Below are 23897 nucleotides of genomic sequence, written 5' to 3'. Positions count from 1 at the left end.
ACAGCATCCACGTAACTGCGGAGGAACCACCAATGACCACCACAACTGCCCGCGGAGCCGCCCCGGCCCGCAAGGCGACCGGCACGGGAACGGGCAACGCTGCCCCCCGCCGCCGGCGCCGACCCCGGAGCGACCTGAAGGTTGCCCTTCTCTTCATCGCCCCGGCCCTGCTCGGCTTCGTGGCGTTCTACCTTGTGCCGAGCATCCGCGGCGTCTACCTCAGCTTCACCGAGTACAGCGTCTTGGGGGATCCCACCTGGATCGGGATCAAGAACTACACCGCGATCTTCGCGGACGATCTGTTCTGGAACGCCATGGCCGTCACGGTCCAGTACGTGGCATTGAACATCGGCTTCCAGACGGTGATCGCGCTCGGACTGGCCCTGCTGATGCACAACGTCGCCAAGTCCACGCTTATCCGCGGCGCCCTGCTGCTGCCCTTCCTCGTGGCCAACGTGATCGTCGCGCTGCTGTGGTTCTGGATGCTCGACTACCAGCTGGGAATCGTCAACGAGGTCATCAACTGGCTGGGCCTGCCGCGCATCGCCTTCTTCGGCAGCGAGCAATGGGCCATCCCCACCATCGCCGGCGTCAACGTCTGGCGCCACATGGGATACACGGCCCTGCTGATCTTCGCCGGCCTGCAGTCCATCCCCAACCACGTGTACGAGGTCGCCTCGCTCGACGGCGCCTCCCCGACCCGGACCTTCTGGAGCATCACGATGCCGCTCCTGCGCCCCGTGCTGGTGCTGGTCCTGGTGGTCACCGTGATCGGCTCCTTCCAGGTCTTCGACACCGTGGCAGTGACCACGGGTGGCGGCCCGATCAATGCCTCCCGCGTCATCCAGATGTACATCTACCAGAAGGCCTTCGGTGAATCCGACTTCGGCTACGCCTCGGCCCTGTCCGTCATTCTCTTCGTCATTCTCGCTCTTGTGGCCTTCGTCCAGATGAAGTTCCTCAAGGGCAACGAATCGGATCTGGACTAAGGAACCCCAGCCATGACTACCTCCGCCCCTTCCCGCAAGAAACCCGCCGCCACCGTTCCCGCTCCCAGGAAGCCGGTTAACTGGCGCCGCGTCGGCGCCTGGACCCTCGTCGCCATCGCCGTCGTCGTGACGATCGCGCCGTTCCTCTGGATGCTCCGCACCGCACTGTCCAGCAACGCCTCCCTGGCCTCGAACGCCAGCAACCTGCTGCCGGCCGACTTCAGCCTCGGCGCCTTCAAGCGGGTCCTGGGGCTGCAGAGCCCCGAGGAAGCCATCGCCGAGGGCGGCTCCGGCGCCGCCATCAACTTCTGGCTGTACCTGCGGAACTCCGTCATCTTCGCCACCGTCACCACCGCCGGGCAGGTCTTCTTCAGCGCGATGGCCGCCTACGCCTTCTCCCGGCTCCGCTGGCCGGGCCGGAACGTGGTGTTCGGCCTGTTCCTGGCCACCATGATGGTCCCGCCGATCTTCACAGCCCTGCCCAACTTCCTGATGATCAAGAACCTCGGCCTGCTCAACACGTTCGCCGGTCTGGCCCTGCCGTTCCTGTTCATGACCCCCTTCGCCATCTTCTTCCTGCGCCAGTTCTTCCTCTCCATGTCCCGCGAAGTGGAAGAGGCCGCCATGCTCGACGGCGCCAAGCACGTGCGGATCTTCTTCCAGATCGTGCTCCCGAACGCCGCGGCCCCGCTGGCCACCCTGGCGCTGCTAACCTTCATCGGCCAGTGGAACGAGTACTTCTGGCCGCTGCTGGTGGGCCAGGACGAAAGTGTCCGCGTCCTCACCGTGGGTCTGGGCGTCTTCAAGTCCCAGTCCCCGCAGGGCGCCCCCGACTGGTCCGGCCTGATGGCCGCAACACTGATCGCGGCCCTGCCCGTCCTCCTGCTCTTCATCGCCTTCGGCAAACGGGTGGTCAACTCCATCGGCTTCTCCGGCATCAAGTAACCCCGACCCAACACGCACTGCCCCGTCAACAAGCGTTCCCCTCAAAGAAGCACTTCCATGAAAGGTCCACCATGAAGAAGACCCTCGGCGCCGTCGCTGCCGCCGCAGCCATCGCAATCTCCCTCTCCGCCTGCGGCGGGTCCGCCCCGGCCTCCACCGAGGCCAAGGGCGAAATCAACTACTGGCTGTGGGACGCCAACCAGCTCCCGGCCTACCAGCAGTGCGCGGACGATTTCACCAAGGCCAACCCGGACATCAAGGTCAAGATCACCCAGCGCGGCTGGGACGACTACTGGACCACGCTGACCAACGGCTTCGTCGCCGGCACTGCCCCCGACGTCTTCACCAACCACCTCTCGAAGTACCCCGAGTACGCCGCGAAGAAGCAGCTGCTCTCCCTTGACGACGCAGTGGCCAAGGACGGCATCAAGCTGGAGAGCTACACCAAGGGACTCCCCGAGCTCTGGGTGGGCCAGGACGGCAAGCGCTACGGACTGCCCAAGGACTGGGACACCGTGGGCCTCTTCTACAACACGGCCATGACGGACTCCGCGGGCCTGACCGCCGAGCAGATGGCCAACCTGGACTGGAACCCGCAGGACGGCGGCAGCTACGAGAAGGCAATCGCGCACCTGACCGTGGACAAGAACGGCGTGCGCGGCGACGCGGCAGGTTTCGACAAGAACAAAGTGGCCGTCTACGGCCTCGGTCTCGCCGGCAGCGGCTCCGGGCAGGGCCAGACCGAGTGGAGCTTCCTCAGCGCCACCACCGGCTGGAGCGCCACGGACAAGAACCCCTGGGGCACCAAGTTCAACTACGACGACCCCAAGTTCCAGGAAACCATCGCCTGGTGGGCCGGACTCGTAGAAAAGGGCTACATGCCCAAGCTCGAAACCACCGTCGGCGCCAGCCTGGCGGACAACTTCGGCGCCGGCAAGGCTGCCATCAACACCACCGGTGACTGGCTGATCGGCCAGTACAAGAGCTACAAGGGCGTGAAGACCGCGTTCGCCCCCACCCCGAAGGGCCCCGAGGGCAAGCGCGCCAGCATGTTCAACGGCCTGGCCGACTCCGTCTGGGCCGGCAGCAAGAACCCGGCCGCCTCAGTCAAGTGGGTCGAATACCTCGCCTCCACCGCCTGCCAGGACGTCGTAGCCTCCAAGGGCGTCGTGTTCCCGGCTCTCACCAGCTCCTCCGAGAAGGCAGCCGAAGCATTCAAGGCCAAGGGCACCGACGTCTCCGCCTTCACCACCCACGTCAAGGAAGGAACCACGTTCCTGTTCCCGATCGCGGATAAGGCAGCCAAGGTGGACGGCATCATGAAGCCGGCCATGGACGCCGTCCTCTCCGGCAAGAAGCCTGCCAGCTCCCTCACCGAGGCCAACAACCAGGTCAACGCCCTCTTCAAGTAAGCCTCTGAAGCCATAGCCGCCAGTAACGGCGGCGCCCGGTGCGCGGGATCCCGAGCCGGATCCCGCGCACCAGCACCTGACTTCCGCACAACTGAAAGCGAATCCCATGCACCCCGTGCACCTGCGTTCTGCCGGCACCAGCCTCCTGCTGGCCTTCGACTCCGGCGAGGCCGAGATCGTCCACTGGGGCGCCGACCTCGGCGAACACCTCCCCGACCTGGCGGTCCTCCGCGGGCCCGTCCCCCACTCCGCCCTCGACATCCCCGTCACCGCCGGGCTGCTCCCGCAGGCCTCCTCCGGCTGGGCCGGACGGCCGGGCCTGCGCGGGCACCGGAACGCCGACGGCGGACCCGGCCAGGACTTCTCGCCGGCCCTGCGGGTGGTGTCCGCCCAGATGCAGGAGGGCGGGCACGGGGTACTGATCATCCACCGGGATTCCGAGGCCGGACTGGAAATCAGTTCCGAGCTCACCCTTCACCCCGGCGGCCTCCTGGAGCTGGCGCACACGCTGACCAACAGCGGCACGGCCGAGTACCAGCTCGAGGAACTGGCCGCGGTGCTGCCGGTGCCGCGGGACGCCACGGAACTGCTCGACCTCACCGGCCGCTGGTGCCGCGAAAACCACCCGCAGCGGCACGCCGTCCAGCAGGGAACCTGGGTCCGTACCGGCCGGCACGGCCGGACCGGCCACGATTCCTCGCTGCTGGTGGCTGCCGGGTCCGCCGGCTTCTCCAACCGCCGGGGCCAGGTCTGGGCCACGCATTTCGGCTGGAGCGGCAACCACGAGCAGTACCTCGACAGCCTCACCGACGGCCGGCGCATGCTCGGCGCCGCGGAGCTGCTCGGCTCCGGCGAAGTGGTGCTCCCCCCCGGCGGCAGCTACCGGACGCCGTCGCTCTTTGCCGCCTACTCCGGCCATGGCCTGGACGGCATCACCGAGGCCTTCTATGACTGGTTCCGTGCCCGGCCGCAGCACGTGGACACCACGTCCGGGCGGGTCCGCCCCGTGGTGCTCAACACGTGGGAGGCCGTGTACTTTGACCATCGCCTCGAACCCCTGCTGGAACTCGCCGAATCGGCCGCCGGGCTCGGCGTGGAACGCTTCGTCCTCGACGACGGCTGGTTCCGCGGCCGCCGCGACGACCACGCGGGCCTCGGCGACTGGTACGTAGACGAGGGCCTGTGGCCCAACGGCCTCACCCCGCTGATCGACGCCGTCACCGGCCACGGCATGGAATTCGGCCTGTGGGTGGAGCCGGAGATGGTCAACCTGGACTCCGACGTCGCCCGCGAACACCCGGACTGGATCGTGGGCCCGTCGGCGCTTTCGTACAAGGACGGCGGCCGGCTCGCGCACACCTGGCGCCACCAGCACGTCCTGGACCTCGCCAATCCGGAGGCCTGGCAGTACATCTACGACCGCCTCGACGCCCTGCTGCGCGAAAACACCATCGCCTACCTCAAGTGGGACCAGAACCGCGACCTCACCGAGCACGGCCGCGGCGGCCGCCCGTCCGTCCACAAACAGACGCTGGCCGCCTACCGCCTCTTCGACGCGCTCAAGGCAGCGCACCCGGACGTGGAGATCGAAAGCTGCTCCTCCGGCGGGGCCCGCGTGGACCTCGGCATCCTGCAGCGCACCGACCGCGTGTGGGCCTCGGACTGCAACGACGCCCTGGAACGCCAGACCATCCAGCGCTGGACCCAGGCGATTCTGCCTCCGGAACTCGTCGGAGCGCATATCGGCCCGACCACCTCGCACACCACGGCCCGCACCCACGACATCTCCTTCCGCGCCATCACCGCACTCTTTGGCCACTTCGGCATGGAGTGGGACATCCGCGCGGCCACGAGCGAGGAGCGCGCCACTCTGCGCCGCGTGATTGCGCTGTACAAGCGCCACCGCGCCCTGATCCACTCCGGCAAGCGGGTAAACGCGGACACCGCCGAGCCCACCCTGAGTGTCCACGGTGTGGTTGCCCACGACGCCGGCGAGGCCCTGTTCGCTGCCGTGTCCCTCGCATCCTCTCCGGCTGAGGTCCCCGGGCAGGCCTCGCTGCCGGGCCTTGACCCGAAGCGGACCTACCGTGTCCGGGCCGAACTGCCGACACCCCTCGACGGCGACTACGCGCACACCTTCTCTCAGATCCAGCCGCCGGCCTGGCTCGAAGACGGCGCCGTCGCGTCCGGCGCCTTCCTCCAGCACGTCGGCCTGCCCCTTCCGGTCCTGAACCCGGAGCACGCCCTGCTCCTGCACGTCCAGGCCCTCTGACCGCCCGGTCCCCACCCCTGAAGGAACCCCATGACCAGCATCATCAGCCGCAGCGACGCCCCGGCGTCGTTGTCCGCGGTCACCAGCACACGCCTCGCCGACGGGCGCGAGCTCCTGTATTTCGACGACACCACCCATCCCCGGCAGCGCCCCTCCAGGGACCGCCGCGAACTTCCCGAACGCGGCCCGTCCGGGGAAATCCGGTACGACGCGCTGACCGGGGACTGGGTGGCGGTCGCCGCGCACCGGCAACACCGGACGCACCTTCCGCCGGCGGACGAATGCCCGCTGTGCCCGAGCACAGACGCGCGGCCGTCGGAGATCCCGGCCGCGGATTACGACGTCGCCGTTTTTGAAAACCGCTTCCCGTCGCTCGGCCCGGATTTCGCCGCGGCCCCGGCAGCGCCGGGCTGGGGAAGCCGCGGGCTCGCCGGCGGCCGGTGCGAGGTCGTGGCCTTCACGCCCGAGCACACGGGAACGTTCGCCGCCCTCAGCACCCGGCGCGTGCGCACGGTGATCGACGCCTGGGCCCACCGGACCGAGGCACTGAGCGCCCTGCCCGGCGTGGCGCAGGTGTTCTGCTTCGAGAACCGCGGCCAGGACATCGGCGTGACACTGCACCACCCGCACGGCCAGATCTACGCCTACCCCTATGTCACGCCCCGGGCCGCCGTGATGGCCGCGGCCGCCGGCCGGTTCCATGAGGCAGCGGGCGGCACGGCCACCCTGACCGGAAGCATTGTGGCCAGCGAACGGACCGACGGCGCCCGGATGGTGGTGGAGGGCGAGTTCTTCAGCGCCTACGTGCCGTTCGCGGCGCGCTGGCCGCTGGAAATCCATCTCGTCCCGCACCGCCAGGTTCCTGACCTGGCGGCCTTGAACGGCGCCGAACGCGACGAGCTCGCCGTCCTGTACCCGGACCTGCTGGGCCGGCTGGACGCCCTGTACGGCAGCCCGACGCCGTATATCAGCGCCTGGCACCAGGCCCCCCTTGACCCGGTGCTGCGCCGGTCCGGCTACCTGCACCTGCAGCTCACCTCGCCCCGGCGGGCCGCGGACAAACTCAAGTTCCTCGCCGGCTCCGAGGCCGCCATGGGCGCCTTCATCAACGACACCACGCCCGAAGAGGTCGCCGCCCGGCTCCGGGACGCCAGGACGGGAGCGCGATGACCACCACCGACACCACAAGAACGGGCCCGGCGGACGCGCTGGCCGGCGCCTTCGCCGGCCTCTTCGGCCGGCACCCCGACGGCGTATGGCAGGCACCGGGACGGGTCAACCTGATCGGCGAGCACACGGACTACAACGAGGGACTCGTCCTGCCTTTCGCCATCAACCGCAGCACCACCGTGGCCGTGGCAGCCCGGGAGGACCGCGCCGTGCGCCTGGCTTCCGGGTTCCCGGGCGCTGAACCCGCAGAATTCGATCTCGACACGTTCACCCCGGACCAGGCTGCGGGCTGGTCCGCTTATCCGGCCGGCGTGGCCTGGGAGCTGGAACGCGCCGGGGTCACGGTGCCGGGCTTTGACCTGTTTGTGTCCTCCGATGTACCAGTTGGGGCCGGGCTGTCCTCCTCCGCAGCCCTGGAGTGCGCCGTCGCCCTGGCCCTGTCCGATCTCACCGGAGCCGGCCTGGGCCGCGCCGAATTGGCGGATATAGGGCGGCGTGCCGAGAACAACGTCGTCGGCGCACCCACCGGCATTATGGACCAGTCTGCCTCGATGCTCGGCACCAAGGATTGCGCCGTCTACCTGGACTGCCGTGACCTCAGCTCCCGCCCGGTACCGCTCGGCCTGGAGGAAGCCGGGCTTCTCTGCCTGGTCATCGACACCAAGGTCTCGCACGCCCACGCCAGCGGCGGGTATGCCGAGCGCCGGGCCTCCTGCGTCCGGGGCGCCCGGGCCATGGGCGTGGGCACCCTTCGCGACCTCGGCGCCGCCGATCTGCCCAGTGCCGAGCGGATCCTCGACGAGAAGACGTTCCGCCGGGTCCGGCACATCGTCACCGAGAACGCACGGGTCGCCCGGACCGCGGAACTGCTCGGGACCCTTGGGCCGCTGGCCATCGGGGAACTCCTGGACGCCAGCCACCGCTCCATGCGGGACGACTTCGAGATCTCCTGCCCGGAACTGAACCTGGCCGTTGACGCCGCCCGCACCAACGGGGCCATCGGGGCCCGGATGACCGGCGGCGGGTTCGGCGGCTCGGCCATCGCCCTGGTTCCGGTCAACGACGCCGATCGGGCCCGGTCCGCGGTCCTTGCCGGCTTCGCCGCCCGTGGGCTGCCGGCACCGGACGTCTTCGCCGTCCTGCCGGCAGAGGGGGCGCGGCGGCTGTGATCAGCCCGGCGGCCGGGTGGTCAACGTCCGTAGCCGGCGCGTGAGGATGTCCGCCCGTGCAGCGCGGCCGCGGCCCAGGCGGACATCAGCAGTGCCACCAACAGCAGCCCGGCGTCGCCCAGGTCCACGGACCCGAGCCAACTGGTCAGCGGGTCGCCAAGCCCGAACACCTGGTGAAGGGCACCGGCCAGGGTGATGACCGCAATGAAGAGGGCGGAAACAGCAGAAATGCCCGTAATAACGGCATTGAAGCCAAGTTTGCGCCGCGGATCCGTCAGGGCCGAACGGTACATCCGCATCATGGCCACGCCGTTGATGGTGTCGCACAGCGTCATGGCGGCCGCGAAGGCCAGCGGAAGGGCCAGCAGCGCGAGCGGGGAAACGCCGGCCAGGGAAGCCGCCGTCGCCATGACCAGCAGCCCGATGGTGGTGGCGGTATCGAAACCCAGCCCGAAGAGGAATCCGATCACGTAGATGTTCCTGGGATGTTGGACCCGGGCCAGCGGACGCGCGAGCAGCCGGGTCACGAAGCCCTTCGCGGCAAGGTCCTCGTGGGAGATCGCGGCACCATTGCGCGCACCGCGGTACACCTTGAGTGTCCGGAGGAAGGCGGAGCCGTTGAAGGCGCCCATGGCCAGCAGGAACAGCCCCGATATCCCGCTGCCGACCAGCCCCAGCAGCAGGTTCCCGGCAGTCCCCTCCACCATGAAATTCTCCACCAGCGAGGCTCCCGCCACCACGAGCACCCCGGCCAGGACCACCACGGAACTGTGGCCCAGGCTGAAGGCGAAGCCCACGCTGACTGGATCGCGGTGCTGGGCCGCGAACTTCCGGGTGGAGTTATCGATCGCGGCGAGGTGGTCCCAGTCGTAGCTGTGTTTCACCCCCGCCAGGTAGGCCGTCAGGACCAGTCCGATCCCCAGCGGCGGTCCGCCCCCGGCCGCACCGGCCACCAGGAGCACGACGGCGGCGGCGTGCAGTGCGGCCACCGCGCCGAAGGTCACCAGCAGCCGAGTCCTCAGCGGCAGGTGCGCCCGCCGGCGGTAGAGCCGGTACAGCGCCGTCATCTGCCCGATCGCGGCCATCAGTACTTCCTCAGATCCAGCGGATCCTGGCCGTACCAGCGTTTGCGTAGCAGGGCCGTGGCGGCTCCAGCAACGCGCTGGAGTTCCTCCGTGCTGTTGGAGAGCGATCTCAGCACCAGCCCGGCCGTTCCCAGCACGGCGGCCGTGAGCGAAATGCCGGTGTGGGCGCCGAACCCCGCCGTGATCTCGTGGAGTTCGTCGGCGAGGGCCTGGTCCACGCGCGGGTCCACCACGATCAGCGACCCCAGATGGCTGAAGCCCTCCATGAACGCCATACCGGTGACATCGCCCAGGGACGGGCGGAGGAGCACGTTGTCCAGGGCCAGCAGCCCGGCCGCGCCCCCGGACTCGACCCGTATCTCGGTCCGCAACCGCAGCTCCTCGTACCGGAACGAGTCGCCGTCCGGCGACCACCCCGGGGTGATAATTTCGGCCATGATCAGGCTCGACGACGGCCGCACCGTCACGCGGGTATTCTGTCGGTAGCTGGCCTCCCGGTAGGCGATCACCTGGTCCGGGGCGAACTCCAACCGCGCCCCCTCCCCAAGCCGCAGCCTCATCCGCTGCTCGGCGAAGGATCCAGGAGTCCGGTAGATCTTGGTGGCCGACTGCGTAGCGAGCAGCAACTCCGCCCCGTCCGCCACCTCCACATCAATCACATAAAGATCAGCCCCCAAATAGGCCCCACCCGGATTCACAATGACATAACAAACCTGCCCGGAGTCATCCAAGTAGTGCGGCCGCAAAACCCTCAAGGCCCCCCGATGGAACTGATGCGACGCCACAGACTTTCCCGCACGTTCAGTGACGACGAGTTCGAGCTCCCCCATCGGTTCCCGGACGCTCTGGTTGGCTCCGGCGGCTTCACCGGAGTTGGGGCCGTGCCCGTCTCCAACCGCTCCCAACTCTCGCAAGCTCGAGCCGGGGCCCTCGCGGTAGTGGGCCCCCCGCGGTGCCCACCACGCCGCGGCCCCAAAATCCGGCCTCGCCGCCTCAGCGATCAGCTCGCCAGGATTCAGCCCCAGTGCGCTCATGACGCCAGGTCGAGCATCAGGACGTCGCGCCGCACCCATTCGATGACGCGCTCCAGCCCTTCGTCGGTCTTGAGGTTCGTGAAGCAGAACGGCTTCTCGCCCCTGAATTCGCGAGAGTCCCGTTCCATGACGGAGAGGTCCGCGCCCACGTGCGGCGCGAGGTCGGTTTTGTTGATGATGAAGAGGTCGGACTTGATCATGCCCTGGCCGCCCTTGCGCGGGATTTTCTCGCCCTGGGCCACGTCGATGATGTAGATGGAGAAGTCCACCAGTTCGGGGCTGAAGGTGGCGGAGAGGTTATCGCCGCCGGATTCCACAAAGATCACCTGCAGATCCGGGTGCCGCTTCTTCAGCTCCTCGATGGCCGCCGTGTTCATGGAGGTGTCCTCGCGGATGGCGGTGTGCGGGCAGCCGCCGGTTTCGACGCCGATGATCCGGTCCAGCGGGAGGATCCCGTTGGCGGCGAGGATCTTGGCGTCCTCGATCGTGTAGATGTCGTTGGTGATGGCCGCCATGGAGATGTCCCGGCTCATGTGGCGGGTGAGGCGCTCCACCAACTGGGTCTTGCCAGCACCCACCGGGCCGCCGATGCCGATCTTGACGGGCTCAGACATATTCTTCTCCAGACATATTTCTTGAAGCATTTTGCGTACAGATCAGTTAGCTCATGAACATGCGGGCGCGCTGGCGTTCGTGCCGCATCTGCGAAATTTCGAGTCCGGGGCTGACGGCCCCAAAGTCGTCAGGCGTGAGGTGGCCGGCGCGCTCGGCCGCGGCCGCGACGTCGTCGGCCGCCTTCCGCAGGAGCCGCTGGCCGGCGTTCTGCCCCAGCGGAATTGCCCGCACCGCGTTCTGAGTCAACGACGTGACCGTAGCGAACAAGTACGCGCCCAAGGCATCGCCGAGCGGGACAGCCAGGGATCGGGCGATCACAGCAAACGCCAACGGCTGGTGTCCGGCGGCACGGCCGGAAGTCACCAGTTCCCGGTACTCGGCCAGTGCAGGGGACGGAAAAATCTCGGCCCCGATCTCCAGCAGCCGGTTCCCCATCTTGATGCTGGCCTCGCGCAGCTGCCGCGGAAGGAGCTGAGCAGTCATCAACGCATCGAGTTCGGCAACAGAAACACCCTCATACAGGAACCGGATGGCCAGAGCATCCGAGTAGGTGAGCTGCTGCGAAATGAACGCAGCCAGCCACACCCAAAAGCTAGCTTCATCCCGCACCAGCCCGCGCTCAATATAAGTCTCAAACCCAAGCGAGTGAGCAAACGCCCCGGTAGGCAGCGCAGAATCCGTCAGCTGCTGCAAGGCCAACTGGTAGGACGCGGAACTAGTGGCTGTGTTCGGCATGGCGGAAGGGGACGGGCATCACGCGCTCCTGGCGGTCGTAGGGCGCTCCGACGTGTTTCAGGTAGTCCTCGACGGTGTGGTCGTACTGGCAGACCATCACCTCTGCCCCATACTCCGAGGACGCGTCGAAAAACTGGGCCTGCAAGTGGCGGTTGCCCAGGGAATGCGCCACCACGCCCATCTCATGGATGGAGCGCGGGGCGATCACCAGGACATCTGTAGGCAGCACCGACACCACGATCATGTTGGTTCCGGCCACGTGCAGGATGTCGCCGTCGCGCAGGTCCCCGGAACCGGTGGGGAGGCGGATGCCGAGTTCCTTCCCGTGGTCGGTGGTGACGCGCTGGATGCGCTTGACCAGCTGGGCGCTGGGCAGCACCACTTTTTCCCGGTGAAGCCCTATATACGGGTCCGGGCCGGGAGGGAGGTCGTGGGTGTTGCCGAGGACCTTTTCAATGATCATGGTCGTCTCCTCTGGAAGCCTAGAAAAGGAAGTAGCGCTGCGCCATGGGCAGGACGTCCGACGGTTCGCACGTGACGTCCTCGCCGTCGACCGTCACCTGATACGTTTCCGGGTCCACCTCGATATCCGGGGTGGCGCCGTTGAACTTGAGGTCCGCCTTGGTGAGGCTGCGGATGCCGGACACCGGCCGGATGACTTTCTCCAGTCCGAGCTCCGCCGGAACCCCGGCGTCGATGGCGGCCTGGGAGAGGAAGGTGATAGAGGACTGCTGCAGCGCCTTGCCGTAGGCGGCGAACATCGGGCGCATGGTCCGCGGCTGCGGGGTGGGAATCGAGGCGTTGGCGTCCCCCATGAGGGCGTAGGCAATCTGGCCGCCCTTGAGCACCAGCTCCGGCTTCACCCCGAAGAATGCCGGGTCCCAGAGCACCAGGTCGGCAAACTTTCCGACCTCCACCGAACCGATCGAGTCGGCCATGCCCTGCGCGATGGCCGGGTTGATGGTGTACTTCGCCACGTAGCGCTTGATCCTGAAGTTGTCGCTCTCCGCCCCCAGACCCGCAGCGGCGCCGTGCACACCGGCTGCGGTGTCGCCTGAGCCGTCGGGGTCCTTGAGCACGCCGCGCTGTTTCTTCATCTTGTCGGCCACCTGCCAGGTGCGGATGATCACTTCGCCCACCCGGCCCATGGCCTGGGAGTCCGAGGACGTGATCGCGAAGATGCCCAGGTCCTGCAGGACGTCCTCGGCGGCGATAGTCTCGGCGCGGATGCGGGAGTCCGCGAACGCCACGTCCTCCGGGATGTCCGGGTTCAGGTGGTGGCAGACCAGGAGCATGTCCAGGTGCTCTTCGATCGTGTTCCGCGTGTACGGCAGGGTGGGATTGGTGGATGCCGGCAGGACGTTGGGCAGCCCCGCGATCTTGATGAGGTCCGGGGCGTGCCCGCCGCCGGCGCCCTCGGTGTGGAAGGTGTGGATCACGCGGCCGCCGATGGCCCGGATGGTGTCCTCCACGAAGCCGCACTCGTTCAGGGTGTCGGTGTGGAGGGCCACCTGGACGTCGTATTGATCTGCGACCTGTAGCGCGGTGTCGATGGAGGACGTGGTCGAACCCCAGTCCTCGTGGACTTTCAGCCCGATCGCGCCGGCGCGGATCTGCTCGGCCAGAGGCTCGACGGCGGACGCGTGCCCCTTGCCGAACAGGCCGATGTTGATCGGGAGCCCTTCGGCAGCCTGCAGCATCCGCTGGATGTGCCATTTTCCGGGCGTGACGGTGGTGGCCTTGGTGCCTTCGGCGGGACCGGTGCCACCGCCCACCATGGTGGTCACCCCGCTGCACAGGGCCGCGGGAACCTGGTCCGGGGAGATGAAATGGATGTGGGAGTCCACCCCGCCGGCCGTCAGGATTTTCCGCTCGCCGGCAATGATCTCGGTGCTCGCGCCAATCACGATGTCCACGCCGTCGGTGATCTGCGGGTTGCCGGCCTTGCCGATCCGGAAGATGTGGCCGTCCCGGATCGCGACGTCGGCCTTGTAGATGCCGGTGTAGTCCAGCACCACCACGTTGGTGATCACGGTGTCCGGGATGGTTCCCCCCTGGACGTCACCGTCCCTGGTCAACTGGCCGTTCTGGCCCATGCCGTCGCGGATCACCTTGCCGCCGCCGAACACCACTTCCTCGCCGTAGACGGTGAGGTCTTTCTCGATCTCAAGGAACAGATCGGTGTCGGCCAGGCGGATCGCGTCGCCGGTCGTCGGGCCGTAGAGGTCCGCGTATTGCCTGCGGGACAACTCGAAAGTCACGGTGCGTCACCTATCCGTTCGGAAACGTGGAGTTCGGAAACATGGAGTCCGGTCTTGTGGAGGGCGCCGTTGACAGCGTTGCTGAGGCCGTGCACTTCACGGCTGCCCGCGAGTTCAATCAGCCGGACAGTCCTGCTGTCCCCCGGTTCGAACCGTGCGGCGGTGCCGGCGGGAATGTCCAGGCGCCGGCCGTAGGCGGCTTGCCGGTCAAAATGCAGCGCCGGATTCGCTTCGGCAAAGTGATAGTGCGAGCCCACCTGGACGGGGCGGTCACCGGTGTTGGTCACGGCGACGGTCACCGCCTCGCGGCCGGCGTTGATCACCAGCGCCGTGGCGCTGAGAACGTATTCTCCCGGAATCATGAAAGCCCCCTAGCGGATGGGATCGTGGACGGTGACGAGCTTGGTGCCGTCCGGGAAGGTGGCCTCGACTTGGACGTCGTGGATCATTTCCGGTACGCCCTCCATCACGTCGTCGCGGCTAAGGAGGGTGGTTCCGTAACTCATGAGCTCCGCCACGGTCCGGCCGTCCCGGGCGCCCTCCATCAGTTCGTAGCTGATGACGGCGACGGCCTCGGGGAAGTTCAGTTTCAGTCCGCGGCCCTGGCGGCGGCGGGCGAGGTCCGCGGCGACCACGATCATGAGCTTTTCCTGTTCACGGGGCAAGAGGTGCATGACGGAATCCCTTCAAGAACCGGCCGGCTGGCGGACCGCAGATGCCGCGGTGTGACCAGACTAGGCCGGTGAGATTTCCTGCAGGTTTCCGGGGCCACATGTGTCGTTACCTTGTCGCTGCCGGCGCTCGAGCCCGCGCGCCCGCCTTCAGGGACCCGGAGCCTGCACTGCAAGGCCTATAACATGAACAAGCTTGGAGCGACTCTGAAGCAGCAGGTGCGAAGGACGCACTGTGAAAGACTTATGTCATGGCGGTGTCAGCAGCATTCGATAACGAGAGCCTCTCGGAAAAGGTCAGAAGGACCATCGTGGACCGCGTCGTCGACGGCACCTACCCTCCCGGCATGCGCCTCGTGGAACTCCAGCTCGCCAAGGAGTTCGGTGTCAGCCAGGCTCCAGTGCGCGAAGCCCTCCGGGAACTGTCCTCCACCAGGCTGGTCGAAAACATCCCCCGCCGCGGAACCTTCGTCAGGTCTGCTTCCCAGGATGACCTTGCGGAGGTTTATTTTGTCCGCCTGGCCTTGGAGGGAACGGCCGCCGCAGCTGCTTATCCGGCCCTGCACGCCGACCCGTCACCGCTACGCCAAGCGCTGGCAGGCATGCGCGAAGCCGCTGCAGCGAACGATGCCCATGGCATCGCCAAATACAGCACAGCTTTTCACCGCGCCGTTGTTGTCGCCACCGGGAACCGGCTCATGGCGGAAATCTGGGATTCCCTGTACGTCGAGGCCCGGACCATGGCCACCGTCGTCCGTGGCCACGTGGACCTGCACGCCGCTGCCGAAGCCCATGTCCCGATCCTGGAAGCGTTCGAAAACGGTACGCCGGAACTCTGCACCAGGCTCGTCATCGAGCACCAGCACGAATACTCCATCCTCCCCCAGGAGTAGACCCTCCCTAAGGGCTAACCCGGATCCAAAGACTGCCGGCGATGGATTCTTGAGCCTTCCCCTTGTGATGCCGATCACCCTCATGTATCGTCTTATTCATCAATTATCGATAATCGATCAAGGGAGATCACTTTGAAACTCGTAACTTTCCGCCACCAGGGAACCGAGCAGACCGGCGTTCTTAGCGACGACGCCTCGACCGTGACCGCCGTTTCCGGCTCGCAGGATCTGCTCGCACTCATCGACAACTGGGACGAGGTTGCCGCCCAGCTCGCCGCATCCATCGGGCCGGCGGTCAGCGTCGCAGAGGTGGAACTTCTCGCCCCGATCCCGCTCCCCCGCCGCAACATCTTCTGCGTCGGACGCAACTACGTCGAACACGCCAAGGAATTCGCGAACTCCGGCTACGACGCCACGGCCAGCGCCACCCCTCAGCCCGAATACCCGGTCGTGTTCACCAAGGCCCCCTCCACCGTCATCGGCACCGGCGCCGATATCGACCCCCACACCGGCGTCACCTCCGAACTCGACTACGAAGCCGAACTCGGGGTCATCATCGGCAAGGGCGGGCGCGGGATCAGCAAGGCCGAGGCGCTGGACCACGTCTGGGGCTACACGATCATCAATGACGTCACCGCCCGCGACCTGCAGAAAGACCACAAGCAGTGGTTCCTCGGCAAGAGCCTGGACACCCACGCGCCGATGGGCCCCTGGGCCGTCACCCGCGACGAGGTCGGCGACGGGCCGCTGGACCTGCTCTGCACCGTCAACGGCGAAACCCGGCAGAAGGCCACCACGGCCGACCTGATCTTCGATATCCCCACGATCATCGAAACCATCAGCGCCGGCATCACCCTCCAGCCCGGCGACATCATCGCCACCGGCACCCCGGTCGGCGTCGGCATCGGCTTCACCCCGCCGCGGTTCCTGACCACCGGAGACGTCGTCGAAATCAGCATCAGCAAGCTCGGCACCCTGAGCAACCGGGTCGGAGAAGGACGATGAGCACCGCAACCGTCGCCGCCGGCCTGACCGCCATCGGCACGAAACAGCTCTTCGTCGAAACCACCGGCACCGGGCCCGACGTCGTCCTGGTCCACGGGCTCGGCGGCACCACCAGCTTCTACGAACCCCTCGTCGCCTCGCTGGCCGAACGGTTCCTGGTCACCCGCTATGACTTCAGCGGACACGGACGCTCACCCCGGGCCGGGGAACTGACCCTCGAATCCCTGACCGCCGAACTGGCCCTGGTCATCGAATCCCAGACAGCCGCAGGCCGGGCGCACCTCGTCGGGCACTCGATGGGAACCCTCATCGTCCAGCAGCTGGCATCGACCCGCCCGGACCTGGTCCGGGAAGTCGTCCTGCTCGGCCCGGTCCGCGAACAGGCCCAGGCCGCGAAGGACGCCACCCGTGCACGCGCCGCCCTCGTAAGGGAGAAGGGCATGGCTGCCGTAGCCGACACTGTCGCCAACGCCGCCACCGCCGACCACGCAGCAATCGGGAACCCGCTCGTCCGGCCCTTCGTCCGCGAGCTGCTCCTCGGCCAGGACCCGGAAGCCTACGCCCAGGCCTGTGAAGTCCTCGCTGCCGCGACCAATCCGGACCTGACCACGATCCGGTCCAAGGTTCTGCTCCTGACCGGCAGCGAGGACAAAGTCAGCACGCCGGCCTCCAACGAGGCCATGGCCGCAGAACTGGGCAGCGCCGAACTTCTGGTCGCACCAGGAACTGGCCACTGGACGGTACCCGAGGCGCCGGACTTCGTCACCGCCGCCGTCCTCGACTTCCTCACCAGCACAACGCTCACGTCGGAGACGAAGAAGACGTGCGCGTGCAGCAACGCCAGCCCGGGCTGCCAGTCACGTCGTCAGCAGACCATCACTATGCAGATCCGTAAAGCCCCCTAACAACCGCTCCACCCTCTCCATCTCAAAATAAGGACAACGAAGTCATGTCGAAAACCCTCTTCACCAACGTCAACATCCTCGACAGCACCGGAGCCCAGCCCTTCCTGGGCGAAGTGCTGATCGCCGATGAGCGCATCACCGACGTTCGCGCCGGTTCAGGAAACCTTCCCCGCGAGGGCGTCAAGGTCGTTGACGGCCGCGGCCAGACCCTGATGTCGGGCCTGTGCGATGCACACACCCACTTCACCTGGAACGACGGGGACCTCAACGGCCTGGAAACCATGCAGGTCGAAGAGCATCTGCTGCACACCGTGCAGTCCGCCAAAACCTACATCGACTACGGCTACACCATGTGCTTCGGCGCAGCCAGCGCCAAAAAGCGCCTCGACGTCGTCGTTCGCAACGCCATCAACGCCGGCGACATCCCCGGCCCCCGCTACCTGGCCAACGGCCAGGAAATCGCCACCACCGCAGGGGACCTCGTCCCCGGCATCACCCAGATCGCCGACGGCGTCGAAGAAATGCGCAAGGTCGTCCGCGAAACCATCGGCCTGGGCGTGGACCAGATCAAACTCAGCATCTCCGGCGAGGAGATCACCGGCTCCAAGGCAGCCACCGACACCTACATCACCGAAGAAGAACTCCAGGTCGCCGTCGATGAGGCCCACCGCCGCCACGTCCGCGTCTGCACCCACGCCCGCAGCCGCGACTCCGTCATCATCTCCCTGAAGACCGGCGTGGACATGATCTACCACGCCTCCTACATCGACGACGAAGGCATGGACATGCTCGAAGCCGCCAAAGACCGCGTCTTCGTCGCCCCGGCCATCAACTGGATCGTCGCCACCCTCAACGACGCCGCCGCCTTCGGCTACTCCCACGAAGCCGCCGAAAAAGCCGGCTACGCCCGCGAACTCGAAATCGCCTGCAAGGCCATCCAGGAAATGCGCCGCCGCGGCATCCGCGTCCTTCCCGGCGGAGACTACGGCTTCGCCTGGACACCCCGCGGCACCTACGCCCGCGACCTGGACCACTTCGTCAAGCTTTTCGGCTACACCGAAATGGAGGCCATCATCGCCGCCACCGCCCTCGGCGGGGAACTCTTCGAAAAGCCCAACGAGCTCGGCAAGGTCCTGCCCGGCTTCTACGCCGACCTCATCCTGGTCGACGGCAACCCGCTCGAGGACATCACGATTCTGCAGGACATCACCAAAATCACCGCCGTCATGAAAAACGGCGAATTCCACCGCGCACCGGCCGAACACAGCCCGGCAACCCCGGAAGCAGCACCAGACCTCGCACTGACCCACCTCTAACCCGCCACGGCCCCGGCTTCTGGCCGGGGCCGTGCTCAGTTCATTCCTTTCAAAAGACAATGACGCCATTTTGACCTGAAGGAACACCAAATGAAGCCCCTCGTCACCATCGGAATCACCGCCGGCATCCTCGCCGGACTCTGGACCCAGTTCAGCACCCTCTTCGGCCTCATCACCTGGGTCGGGTTCCTCTCCTGGGCATGCTTCTTCGCCGCCGGAGGCAAACGCGCCGGGCTCCTCAAGACCATCCCCGCCAACCTCTCCGGCATCCTGTGGGGCGCAGCCATCGTCTTGGGAGCGGCGAACCTCCCCATCCCGGGCGCGCTCGGCATCTCCGTCGCCATCGCCGCCTTCGGGATGTGCGTGCAGGCACGCTGGACCGTTCTGGGCTTCATCCCCGGAGCTTTCGCCGGATGTGCCGCGTACTTCGGCACAACCTTCGATGCGGCCGGGACCTGCATGGCCCTGATCGCCGGCGCCAGCCTCGGCTGGCTCTCCGAATACACCGCAAGCCTCCTCACCAACGCCGGCAAGAAGGCCCAGGCACCCGCGCCGCATACAGAAACCCAACCTGTCGCCTAAACGTCAAGAGCGGCCCTTCCATGGCATCCCTACATGTCAGTTGCCACCGGCCAGATTTACGACGCTGGTGGCACCCTGAGCCATCCATCAACTCCCGTAGGCCTCCACGACCGAGGAACAACGCCGTCCACAGCAGCACCGGTAGCCAAAGGAGGCACCATGACCATCGTCACCGAACAGCTCAGCACCATCGATCCCACTCATGTCCGGGACGTGATGTCCAAGGTGCCCACCAGCGTCACCGTCGTCGCCGGGCAGCCCGAACTCACCGGTGAACGCGCCGCCATGATCGTGGGATCATTCGTCTTCATTTCCCTGCACCCCTGTCTTGTCGGCTTCTTCGTCAGCCACGAATCCACGAGCTGGCCACAACTCAACAAAGCCACAGTGCTCGGCATCAGCATCCTGGCCTCAACCCAAAAACAGTTCTGCCGCAAACTCGGCAAAAAGGACGCAGACCGCTTCGACGACGAATTCTGGACCCGGGGCAATTTCGGCGCTCCGCTGGTCACAGGCGCTTTGGCATCCATGGAGTGCCAGCTCGAGAACGTCACGCCCGTCGGTGACCACGCCTTCGTCCTGGCACCCGTCCTCGGCCTCAGCGCGAGTAGCACGACAGACCCCCTTGTCTTCCAAAACCACGAATTCTCAGGCCTCCTCCCCCGCTGACGCCATCTGTGTGCGTATTGGTGTGGAGAACATGATGTCGCGCACGTGCCCCCTGATCTACGGGGCGGGACCGGCACCCGTCAACGGCTCCCGGTTGACCCCTACCCGGGCATCCGCCAGTGGGCCTGGAATTCCGGGTGGTCGGCGTACGGCAGGGCCAACGTATTCAGCGACAGTGTGGTCCATTCAATGACATCCGGAACCCATCCGGCGTCGGCGGAATCCTGGCTGACCAGCGCGGCCAGCACGGACTGGCGGGCGGATTCGATAATGCCGATGAGCAGGCGCTTGGCCTCGCACTCGCGAAGCAGGCGGCGTTCGTACCACTCGCCGGACACGGCCAGCGTGGGGTCGCCGAGCAGCTTCAGGGCGGCAGCTTCGTCTTCCTTTATCCGTGCGGTCAAAAACTCGACGATGTCCACTAACCGAGCCTATGCGCGGCGGCGCTCACGCGGCTACGCCTAGCGTTTCCCCATTTTCCGGGATCGCGGCACCGGGCGCGCTTGTTAGGGTGGATGAATGAAACGACGTCTCGCCGCCCTTGCCGCTGCCGCCTCGCTGGTCGCCCTGAGCGGCTGTGGCCAAGTGCAGGGCGCTGCCGAAAAAGCCGTCAACGACGGGGCATCCCAGGTTGCCGCGGCGGCCGGCACTGAAGTGAAGAAGCAGGCCTGCGCCCTGGTGGAGGACGGCCTGGTCAGCGTCAAGGACAAAGAACTGCTGGGCGGCCTTGTCGCCGGCGCGGAAACCGCGGGTGCACCCGCAGAGATCACCACCCTGCTGCGCCAGATCGCTGACTCCGGTGACCAGGTTCCGGCCGAACCCGTCAAGGCCCTTCAGGACGCCTGCGCCAAGTAACCCACGCTGGGAGCGGGCAGCGCCCTAGCGTTTCCCCTTTTTCCGGGATCCCTTGCCTCGGCCCTTGTCCGGGTTTGGTGCGTAACGCTGCGCCACCTTGGGCTTTTTGGCGGCTCCGGTGCCGCGCCGGTCCGGCTTGGGCTCTCGTTTGGGTTTCTCCTGCTGCGCCGAGGGCTGGCGGGAGCTCGCCGCGGTGCGTCCGCGGACAATCCCGATGAATTCCTCGATGACCTCGTCCGTGGTGTCGCTGGGCCAGGCCAGGGCGATCTCCGTTCCGGGCGCACCTGTGAGCTTCCGCGCCACGGTGTCCTTGACGTTGAAATGCCGGGCCACGGACATCGGCAGGATCACCAGCCCGGCACCGGATGCCACCACCTGCAGGGCCATCGCGGCGCCGCCGAGTTCCTGCGCGTCGAGGAAGGTCTCGGCAGACAAGTCCGCCAGGTCCACTTCCTCAAACAAAGAGATCTCATGCCCCTTGGGTGCCACCACCACTGGCTGTTCCTCGTAGAGCGGGATCACACTGAGGCCCTCGCGTTCCACCGGGAGCCGGACAAAGCTCAGATCCGCGGAACCGTCGCGGAGCACGGATAACTGCGCGCCGTCGTCGGACATAAAGGAGTGCAGCGGCACGTCCGGCATCCGCTCCTCCCAGCGCCGGATCCATTTTCCCGGTGTCACACCGGCGACGTACGCGAAGCGCAGCTCGCGCCCAACTGCAACGGCTGGGACGACGGCGGTTTCGTCGGGGGTCTGGGGTGCTTCTTCTGCTGCGGACACATGTTCACAGTACCGCCACCGCTGGCGCCGGGGTCCGCCCCGGTGTCGGCACCGTGCCGGAGTTGGTGCCGGATTGGTACTGGGTTTCGTGCTGAGCTGGTGCCCTGCGGGCATCCCGCCGGATACCCTTGAACTATGACCTCTGCAAACTCCCAGTCCATGAAGCCGGCCACCGTTGCCAAGAAGCTTGGCATCTACCTGCCGGCGACACCCCAGGAGTTCCAGGATTCGGCCATCACCCGCGCTGATTTCGCCGAGCTCCAGGCCAACCCGCCGGAGTGGCTGGCGGAACTGCGTCGTAACGGCCCGCACCCGCGGCCCGTTGTGGCGCAGAAGCTCAACGTCTCCATCAGCGGCCTGTCCCGCGGTGGTGTTGAGGAAGCGCTGACGACGGCGGAAATCACCGCACTGCTCCAGGCTCCCCCGGCATGGCTTGTCGCCGAACGCGCCACCCATGCCGCCGTCCGTGCCGAGGCCCAGCGGGTCAAGGACGAGTCCGCCAAGAAGGACGCCAAGAAAGCCCGCGCCAGGGCCGAATAGCCGCACGCACTTTCTTCCGGCCCCTATTTTCATCCCGCGGACCCAGGACTATGCTCGCGGAGTGAGTCGGGACCGCCGGCCCGATCCCCCTCCGAGTCCCCATCCACCAGCCGCCGGCGGATCATCGGGAAGGAAAAGGCCATGGCCTTCAAGATCGGATATTTTGTCGGGAGTCTCTCGAGCAATTCCATCAACCGCACCTTGTCCAAGGCCCTGATCCGGCTTGCACCCGCGGAACTGGAGTTCACGGAGATCCCCATCAAAGACCTGCCGTTGTACAGCCCCGATTTTGATGCCGCTTTTCCGCCTGAGGGGCAGGCCCTCAAGGATGCCGTCGCAGCTTCCGACGGCATCCTGTTCGTCTCCCCTGAATACAACCGGTCCATCCCCGGAGCGCTAAAGAACGCCATCGACTGGGGATCCCGGCCCTGGGGCACCAACTCCTTCGCCCGCAAGCCCACCGGGATCATCGGCGCCTCCCCGGGCGGCATCGGGACCGCAGTGATGCAGTCCTCGTTCCGCAGCGTGCTGAGCTTCCTCGACGCGCCGCAGCTGAATGCGCCGGAGGCGTACATCCGCTTTGTTCCGGAGGTTTACGGCGAGGACGGCGAGGTCAAGGACGAAGCCACGGCCGGGTTGCTGCGGCACTACATGGAGGAATACGGCTCCTTTGTGGCGCGGGTCCTGGCCGCCAACGCGCCAGGCCATATCGGCGACGAGCACCCGGACAAGGACAAAGTGAGCCGTTAGGCCCCGCGCCCGCGGACGTGGCTGGTCCGGTAACTAGTCCTGGTGCAGCTGCACGAAGTTCCCGCACCCGTCATCCATCACCACGCTGGTCCCGGCGGGGCCCTCGGATGGCTCCGCCTGGAACATCACGCCCTTGGCCGCCAGCCGGTCATATTCGGCGCGCACGTCCGGCACGCCAAAGACGATCGCTGGAATTCCGGCATCGTGCAGGCCGTTCATGTAGGCCGCGCCGATCGGGTTGTCACTGGGCTCCAGCAGCAGTCCGGCACCCCCGGCACCGTCCGGATCCTTGACGATGAACAGGTTGTGTTCCGGCATGGCCATCAGGGTCTCGAAGCCCAGCGTGCCGGTGTAGAACTCATGGGCCGAGGCTGGATCCTTGACGTGGATACTGCACATTTTCAGTCGCATGGCCCCTAGGCTACGCCGGGAGGATCCGTGACGGAACCGTGGCGGGGCCTTCGCGCCAGCCTTGGCGGCCGGTGCCGGCGGGCGGCATAGCCCCTGCCGGGCAGGGCATTGACGGCCCCGCCGCCAGGGATTCCAATGGAACTAGCGGAACAGCGCCCGCCCGGGACCGTTCCGGGGAGGTGTGCAATGACGCTTTCACTATCCGGTGCCCTCGCGGCCGGGCAGTTCCTCGCCCTCGCCATCCTGGTTGCCGGGGCGACGTTCGCCGCGGTCTACTTCGCCCGCAAGCATCTGGCAGCCAAAGACGGAACCTCAGAAGGCGCAGACGGCGCGTTTTGGGACGTTTTCGCCGGACTCGCCATCGTTGTGCCCGTCATAGTCCTTGCCTCCTCAACCTGGCCCTGGGCCGGTCTGGCGCTCGGGATGCTGGCCGCAGGGGCGGCCTGGGCGGCGCTGGCAGCGGCACCCCGGCTGCTGGCCCGGCAGGATGCCCGCCGGGCCAGCCGGGAGACCCAGCTCAAGAACGAGGCGGCGGCCGCACGGCACCGGAGCGCCCTCGCCCGGTGGCAGCGGTACGAACTGGATCCGGGGTTCTCGATTGACTACCCTGCGATGAGCGATCCCCGGCAGCCGGAAACGGCGGCCCTTATCCGGGCGATCAAGGCCGCCGAGCGCCTCGGCGGCCGCACGGATCGTGCATGCACGGATGCCGCCTACGCCCCGGCTGTGGAGCGCCTGGAAGATGCCCTGGCTGCCGCCGAACGCGCGGCCGGCGTGGGCACCGCCGGGTTCTCTGGTCCGGACCACGCGCACAGCTGATTCCCGGAATTGCC

Annotated in this window: 27 protein-coding genes; 16 read left to right on the top strand and 11 right to left on the bottom strand. The window is 66.8% G+C overall.

Annotation, left to right across the window (positions count from 1 at the left end):
• Positions 1-32 precede the first annotated feature (32 nt).
• From MRBLAR12_RS13960 to galK, 6 genes are all read left to right on the top strand, one after another.
• Positions 33-989 carry a carbohydrate ABC transporter permease gene (locus MRBLAR12_RS13960; protein WP_229994250.1) on the top strand — a complete coding sequence of 319 codons (957 nt, stop codon included), beginning with the start codon at positions 33-35 and terminating at the stop codon, positions 987-989.
• A gap of 12 nt (positions 990-1001) precedes the next feature.
• Complete coding sequence (locus tag MRBLAR12_RS13955) at positions 1002-1934, top strand: carbohydrate ABC transporter permease (RefSeq protein WP_364746693.1); 933 nt, start codon at positions 1002-1004, stop codon at positions 1932-1934.
• A 71-nt stretch (positions 1935-2005) separates the two neighbouring features.
• Complete coding sequence (locus MRBLAR12_RS13950; protein WP_364746691.1) at positions 2006-3346, top strand: ABC transporter substrate-binding protein; 1341 nt, start codon at positions 2006-2008, stop codon at positions 3344-3346.
• A gap of 106 nt (positions 3347-3452) precedes the next feature.
• A complete protein-coding gene (locus MRBLAR12_RS13945) occupies positions 3453-5618 on the top strand; it encodes an alpha-galactosidase (RefSeq protein WP_364746689.1) in 2166 nt (721 codons plus the stop codon).
• A 69-nt stretch (positions 5619-5687) separates the two neighbouring features.
• On the top strand, positions 5688-6788 hold the full coding sequence (gene galT / locus MRBLAR12_RS13940; RefSeq protein WP_364747065.1) for a galactose-1-phosphate uridylyltransferase: 1101 nt from the start codon (positions 5688-5690) through the stop codon (positions 6786-6788).
• Positions 6785-7957, top strand: coding sequence for a galactokinase (galK, locus tag MRBLAR12_RS13935; RefSeq protein ID WP_364746688.1), 1173 nt, complete (start codon positions 6785-6787; stop codon positions 7955-7957). Before galT ends, galK begins: the two co-directional genes overlap by 4 nt.
• A gap of 20 nt (positions 7958-7977) precedes the next feature.
• Here the strand turns inward: galK and MRBLAR12_RS13930 are convergent, their stop codons facing one another.
• The 8 genes from MRBLAR12_RS13930 to MRBLAR12_RS13895 all read right to left on the bottom strand — a co-directional run bounded on the left by MRBLAR12_RS13930 (position 7978) and on the right by MRBLAR12_RS13895 (position 14361).
• On the bottom strand, positions 7978-9024 hold the full coding sequence (locus MRBLAR12_RS13930) for a HoxN/HupN/NixA family nickel/cobalt transporter (protein ID WP_229994285.1): 1047 nt from the start codon (positions 9022-9024) through the stop codon (positions 7978-7980).
• A 17-nt stretch (positions 9025-9041) separates the two neighbouring features.
• Positions 9042-9872, bottom strand: a complete 831-nt coding sequence (locus MRBLAR12_RS13925) for an urease accessory protein UreD (RefSeq protein WP_290369372.1) — start codon at positions 9870-9872, stop codon at positions 9042-9044.
• A gap of 200 nt (positions 9873-10072) precedes the next feature.
• Positions 10073-10690, bottom strand: coding sequence for an urease accessory protein UreG (ureG, locus tag MRBLAR12_RS13920; RefSeq protein WP_229994256.1), 618 nt, complete (start codon positions 10688-10690; stop codon positions 10073-10075).
• A gap of 46 nt (positions 10691-10736) precedes the next feature.
• Positions 10737-11426 (bottom strand): urease accessory protein UreF, encoded by a 690-nt coding sequence (locus tag MRBLAR12_RS13915; protein ID WP_229994257.1) that lies wholly within the window; start codon positions 11424-11426, stop codon positions 10737-10739.
• Positions 11407-11889: an urease accessory protein UreE gene (ureE, locus tag MRBLAR12_RS13910; protein WP_229994258.1), complete on the bottom strand. Its 483-nt coding sequence runs from the start codon at positions 11887-11889 to the stop codon at positions 11407-11409. The genes MRBLAR12_RS13915 and ureE overlap by 20 nt, the downstream gene beginning before the upstream one ends.
• A 19-nt stretch (positions 11890-11908) precedes the next feature.
• Entirely contained in the window at positions 11909-13687 is a 1779-nt protein-coding gene (gene ureC, locus MRBLAR12_RS13905) for an urease subunit alpha (RefSeq protein WP_364746685.1), read from the bottom strand.
• Positions 13684-14049, bottom strand: coding sequence for an urease subunit beta (locus tag MRBLAR12_RS13900; RefSeq protein ID WP_229994260.1), 366 nt, complete (start codon positions 14047-14049; stop codon positions 13684-13686). Before MRBLAR12_RS13900 ends, ureC begins: the two co-directional genes overlap by 4 nt.
• 9 nt (positions 14050-14058) lie before the next feature.
• Positions 14059-14361 (bottom strand): urease subunit gamma, encoded by a 303-nt coding sequence (locus MRBLAR12_RS13895; RefSeq protein WP_229994261.1) that lies wholly within the window; start codon positions 14359-14361, stop codon positions 14059-14061.
• A 248-nt stretch (positions 14362-14609) separates the two neighbouring features.
• Between MRBLAR12_RS13895 and MRBLAR12_RS13890 the strand changes: the two genes are divergently transcribed.
• The 6 genes from MRBLAR12_RS13890 (at position 14610) to MRBLAR12_RS13865 (ending at position 19728) form a co-directional block, all read left to right on the top strand.
• The gene (locus MRBLAR12_RS13890) at positions 14610-15251 is read left to right on the top strand and encodes a GntR family transcriptional regulator (protein ID WP_229994262.1); all 642 of its coding nucleotides are present in this window, start codon (positions 14610-14612) and stop codon (positions 15249-15251) included.
• 132 nt (positions 15252-15383) lie between these two features.
• Positions 15384-16256, top strand: coding sequence for a fumarylacetoacetate hydrolase family protein (locus MRBLAR12_RS13885; protein WP_229994263.1), 873 nt, complete (start codon positions 15384-15386; stop codon positions 16254-16256).
• The gene (locus tag MRBLAR12_RS13880) at positions 16253-17161 is read left to right on the top strand and encodes an alpha/beta fold hydrolase (RefSeq protein ID WP_229994264.1); all 909 of its coding nucleotides are present in this window, start codon (positions 16253-16255) and stop codon (positions 17159-17161) included. The genes MRBLAR12_RS13885 and MRBLAR12_RS13880 overlap by 4 nt, the downstream gene beginning before the upstream one ends.
• A gap of 44 nt (positions 17162-17205) precedes the next feature.
• On the top strand, positions 17206-18477 hold the full coding sequence (locus tag MRBLAR12_RS13875) for a metal-dependent hydrolase family protein (protein WP_229994265.1): 1272 nt from the start codon (positions 17206-17208) through the stop codon (positions 18475-18477).
• A gap of 90 nt (positions 18478-18567) precedes the next feature.
• Complete coding sequence (locus tag MRBLAR12_RS13870; RefSeq protein WP_364746681.1) at positions 18568-19059, top strand: DUF1097 domain-containing protein; 492 nt, start codon at positions 18568-18570, stop codon at positions 19057-19059.
• Between the two features lie 159 nt (positions 19060-19218).
• Positions 19219-19728: a flavin reductase family protein gene (locus MRBLAR12_RS13865; protein WP_364746679.1), complete on the top strand. Its 510-nt coding sequence runs from the start codon at positions 19219-19221 to the stop codon at positions 19726-19728.
• Positions 19729-19829: 101 nt separating this feature from the next.
• Here MRBLAR12_RS13865 and MRBLAR12_RS13860 read toward each other — a convergent pair whose 3' ends face one another.
• On the bottom strand, positions 19830-20150 hold the full coding sequence (locus MRBLAR12_RS13860; RefSeq protein ID WP_229994268.1) for a DUF6221 family protein: 321 nt from the start codon (positions 20148-20150) through the stop codon (positions 19830-19832).
• Between the two features lie 97 nt (positions 20151-20247).
• Between MRBLAR12_RS13860 and MRBLAR12_RS13855 the strand changes: the two genes are divergently transcribed.
• Complete coding sequence (locus tag MRBLAR12_RS13855; protein WP_364746676.1) at positions 20248-20583, top strand: hypothetical protein; 336 nt, start codon at positions 20248-20250, stop codon at positions 20581-20583.
• Between the two features lie 24 nt (positions 20584-20607).
• Here MRBLAR12_RS13855 and MRBLAR12_RS13850 read toward each other — a convergent pair whose 3' ends face one another.
• Positions 20608-21363 (bottom strand): LysR family substrate-binding domain-containing protein, encoded by a 756-nt coding sequence (locus tag MRBLAR12_RS13850; RefSeq protein WP_229994270.1) that lies wholly within the window; start codon positions 21361-21363, stop codon positions 20608-20610.
• 135 nt (positions 21364-21498) lie between these two features.
• On the opposite strand from MRBLAR12_RS13850, the gene MRBLAR12_RS13845 reads away from it, so the two are divergent.
• Positions 21499-21903, top strand: coding sequence for a DUF5997 family protein (locus MRBLAR12_RS13845; RefSeq protein WP_229994271.1), 405 nt, complete (start codon positions 21499-21501; stop codon positions 21901-21903).
• 141 nt (positions 21904-22044) lie between these two features.
• Positions 22045-22653 (top strand): NADPH-dependent FMN reductase, encoded by a 609-nt coding sequence (locus MRBLAR12_RS13840; protein ID WP_364746674.1) that lies wholly within the window; start codon positions 22045-22047, stop codon positions 22651-22653.
• A 33-nt stretch (positions 22654-22686) separates the two neighbouring features.
• On the opposite strand, the gene MRBLAR12_RS13835 is transcribed toward MRBLAR12_RS13840, so the two are convergent.
• On the bottom strand, positions 22687-23064 hold the full coding sequence (locus MRBLAR12_RS13835) for a VOC family protein (protein WP_229994273.1): 378 nt from the start codon (positions 23062-23064) through the stop codon (positions 22687-22689).
• 186 nt (positions 23065-23250) lie between these two features.
• Between MRBLAR12_RS13835 and MRBLAR12_RS13830 the strand changes: the two genes are divergently transcribed.
• Entirely contained in the window at positions 23251-23883 is a 633-nt protein-coding gene (locus tag MRBLAR12_RS13830) for a hypothetical protein (protein WP_364746671.1), read from the top strand.
• The last annotated feature ends 14 nt before the right edge of the window (positions 23884-23897 follow it).

Source organism: Arthrobacter sp. LAR12-1-1.1 (assembly GCF_040676555.1).
Lineage (GTDB): Bacteria > Actinomycetota > Actinomycetes > Actinomycetales > Micrococcaceae > Arthrobacter.
The sequence above is the reverse complement of the archived record's forward strand: the minus strand, read 5'-3'. Positions and strand labels throughout refer to the sequence as shown.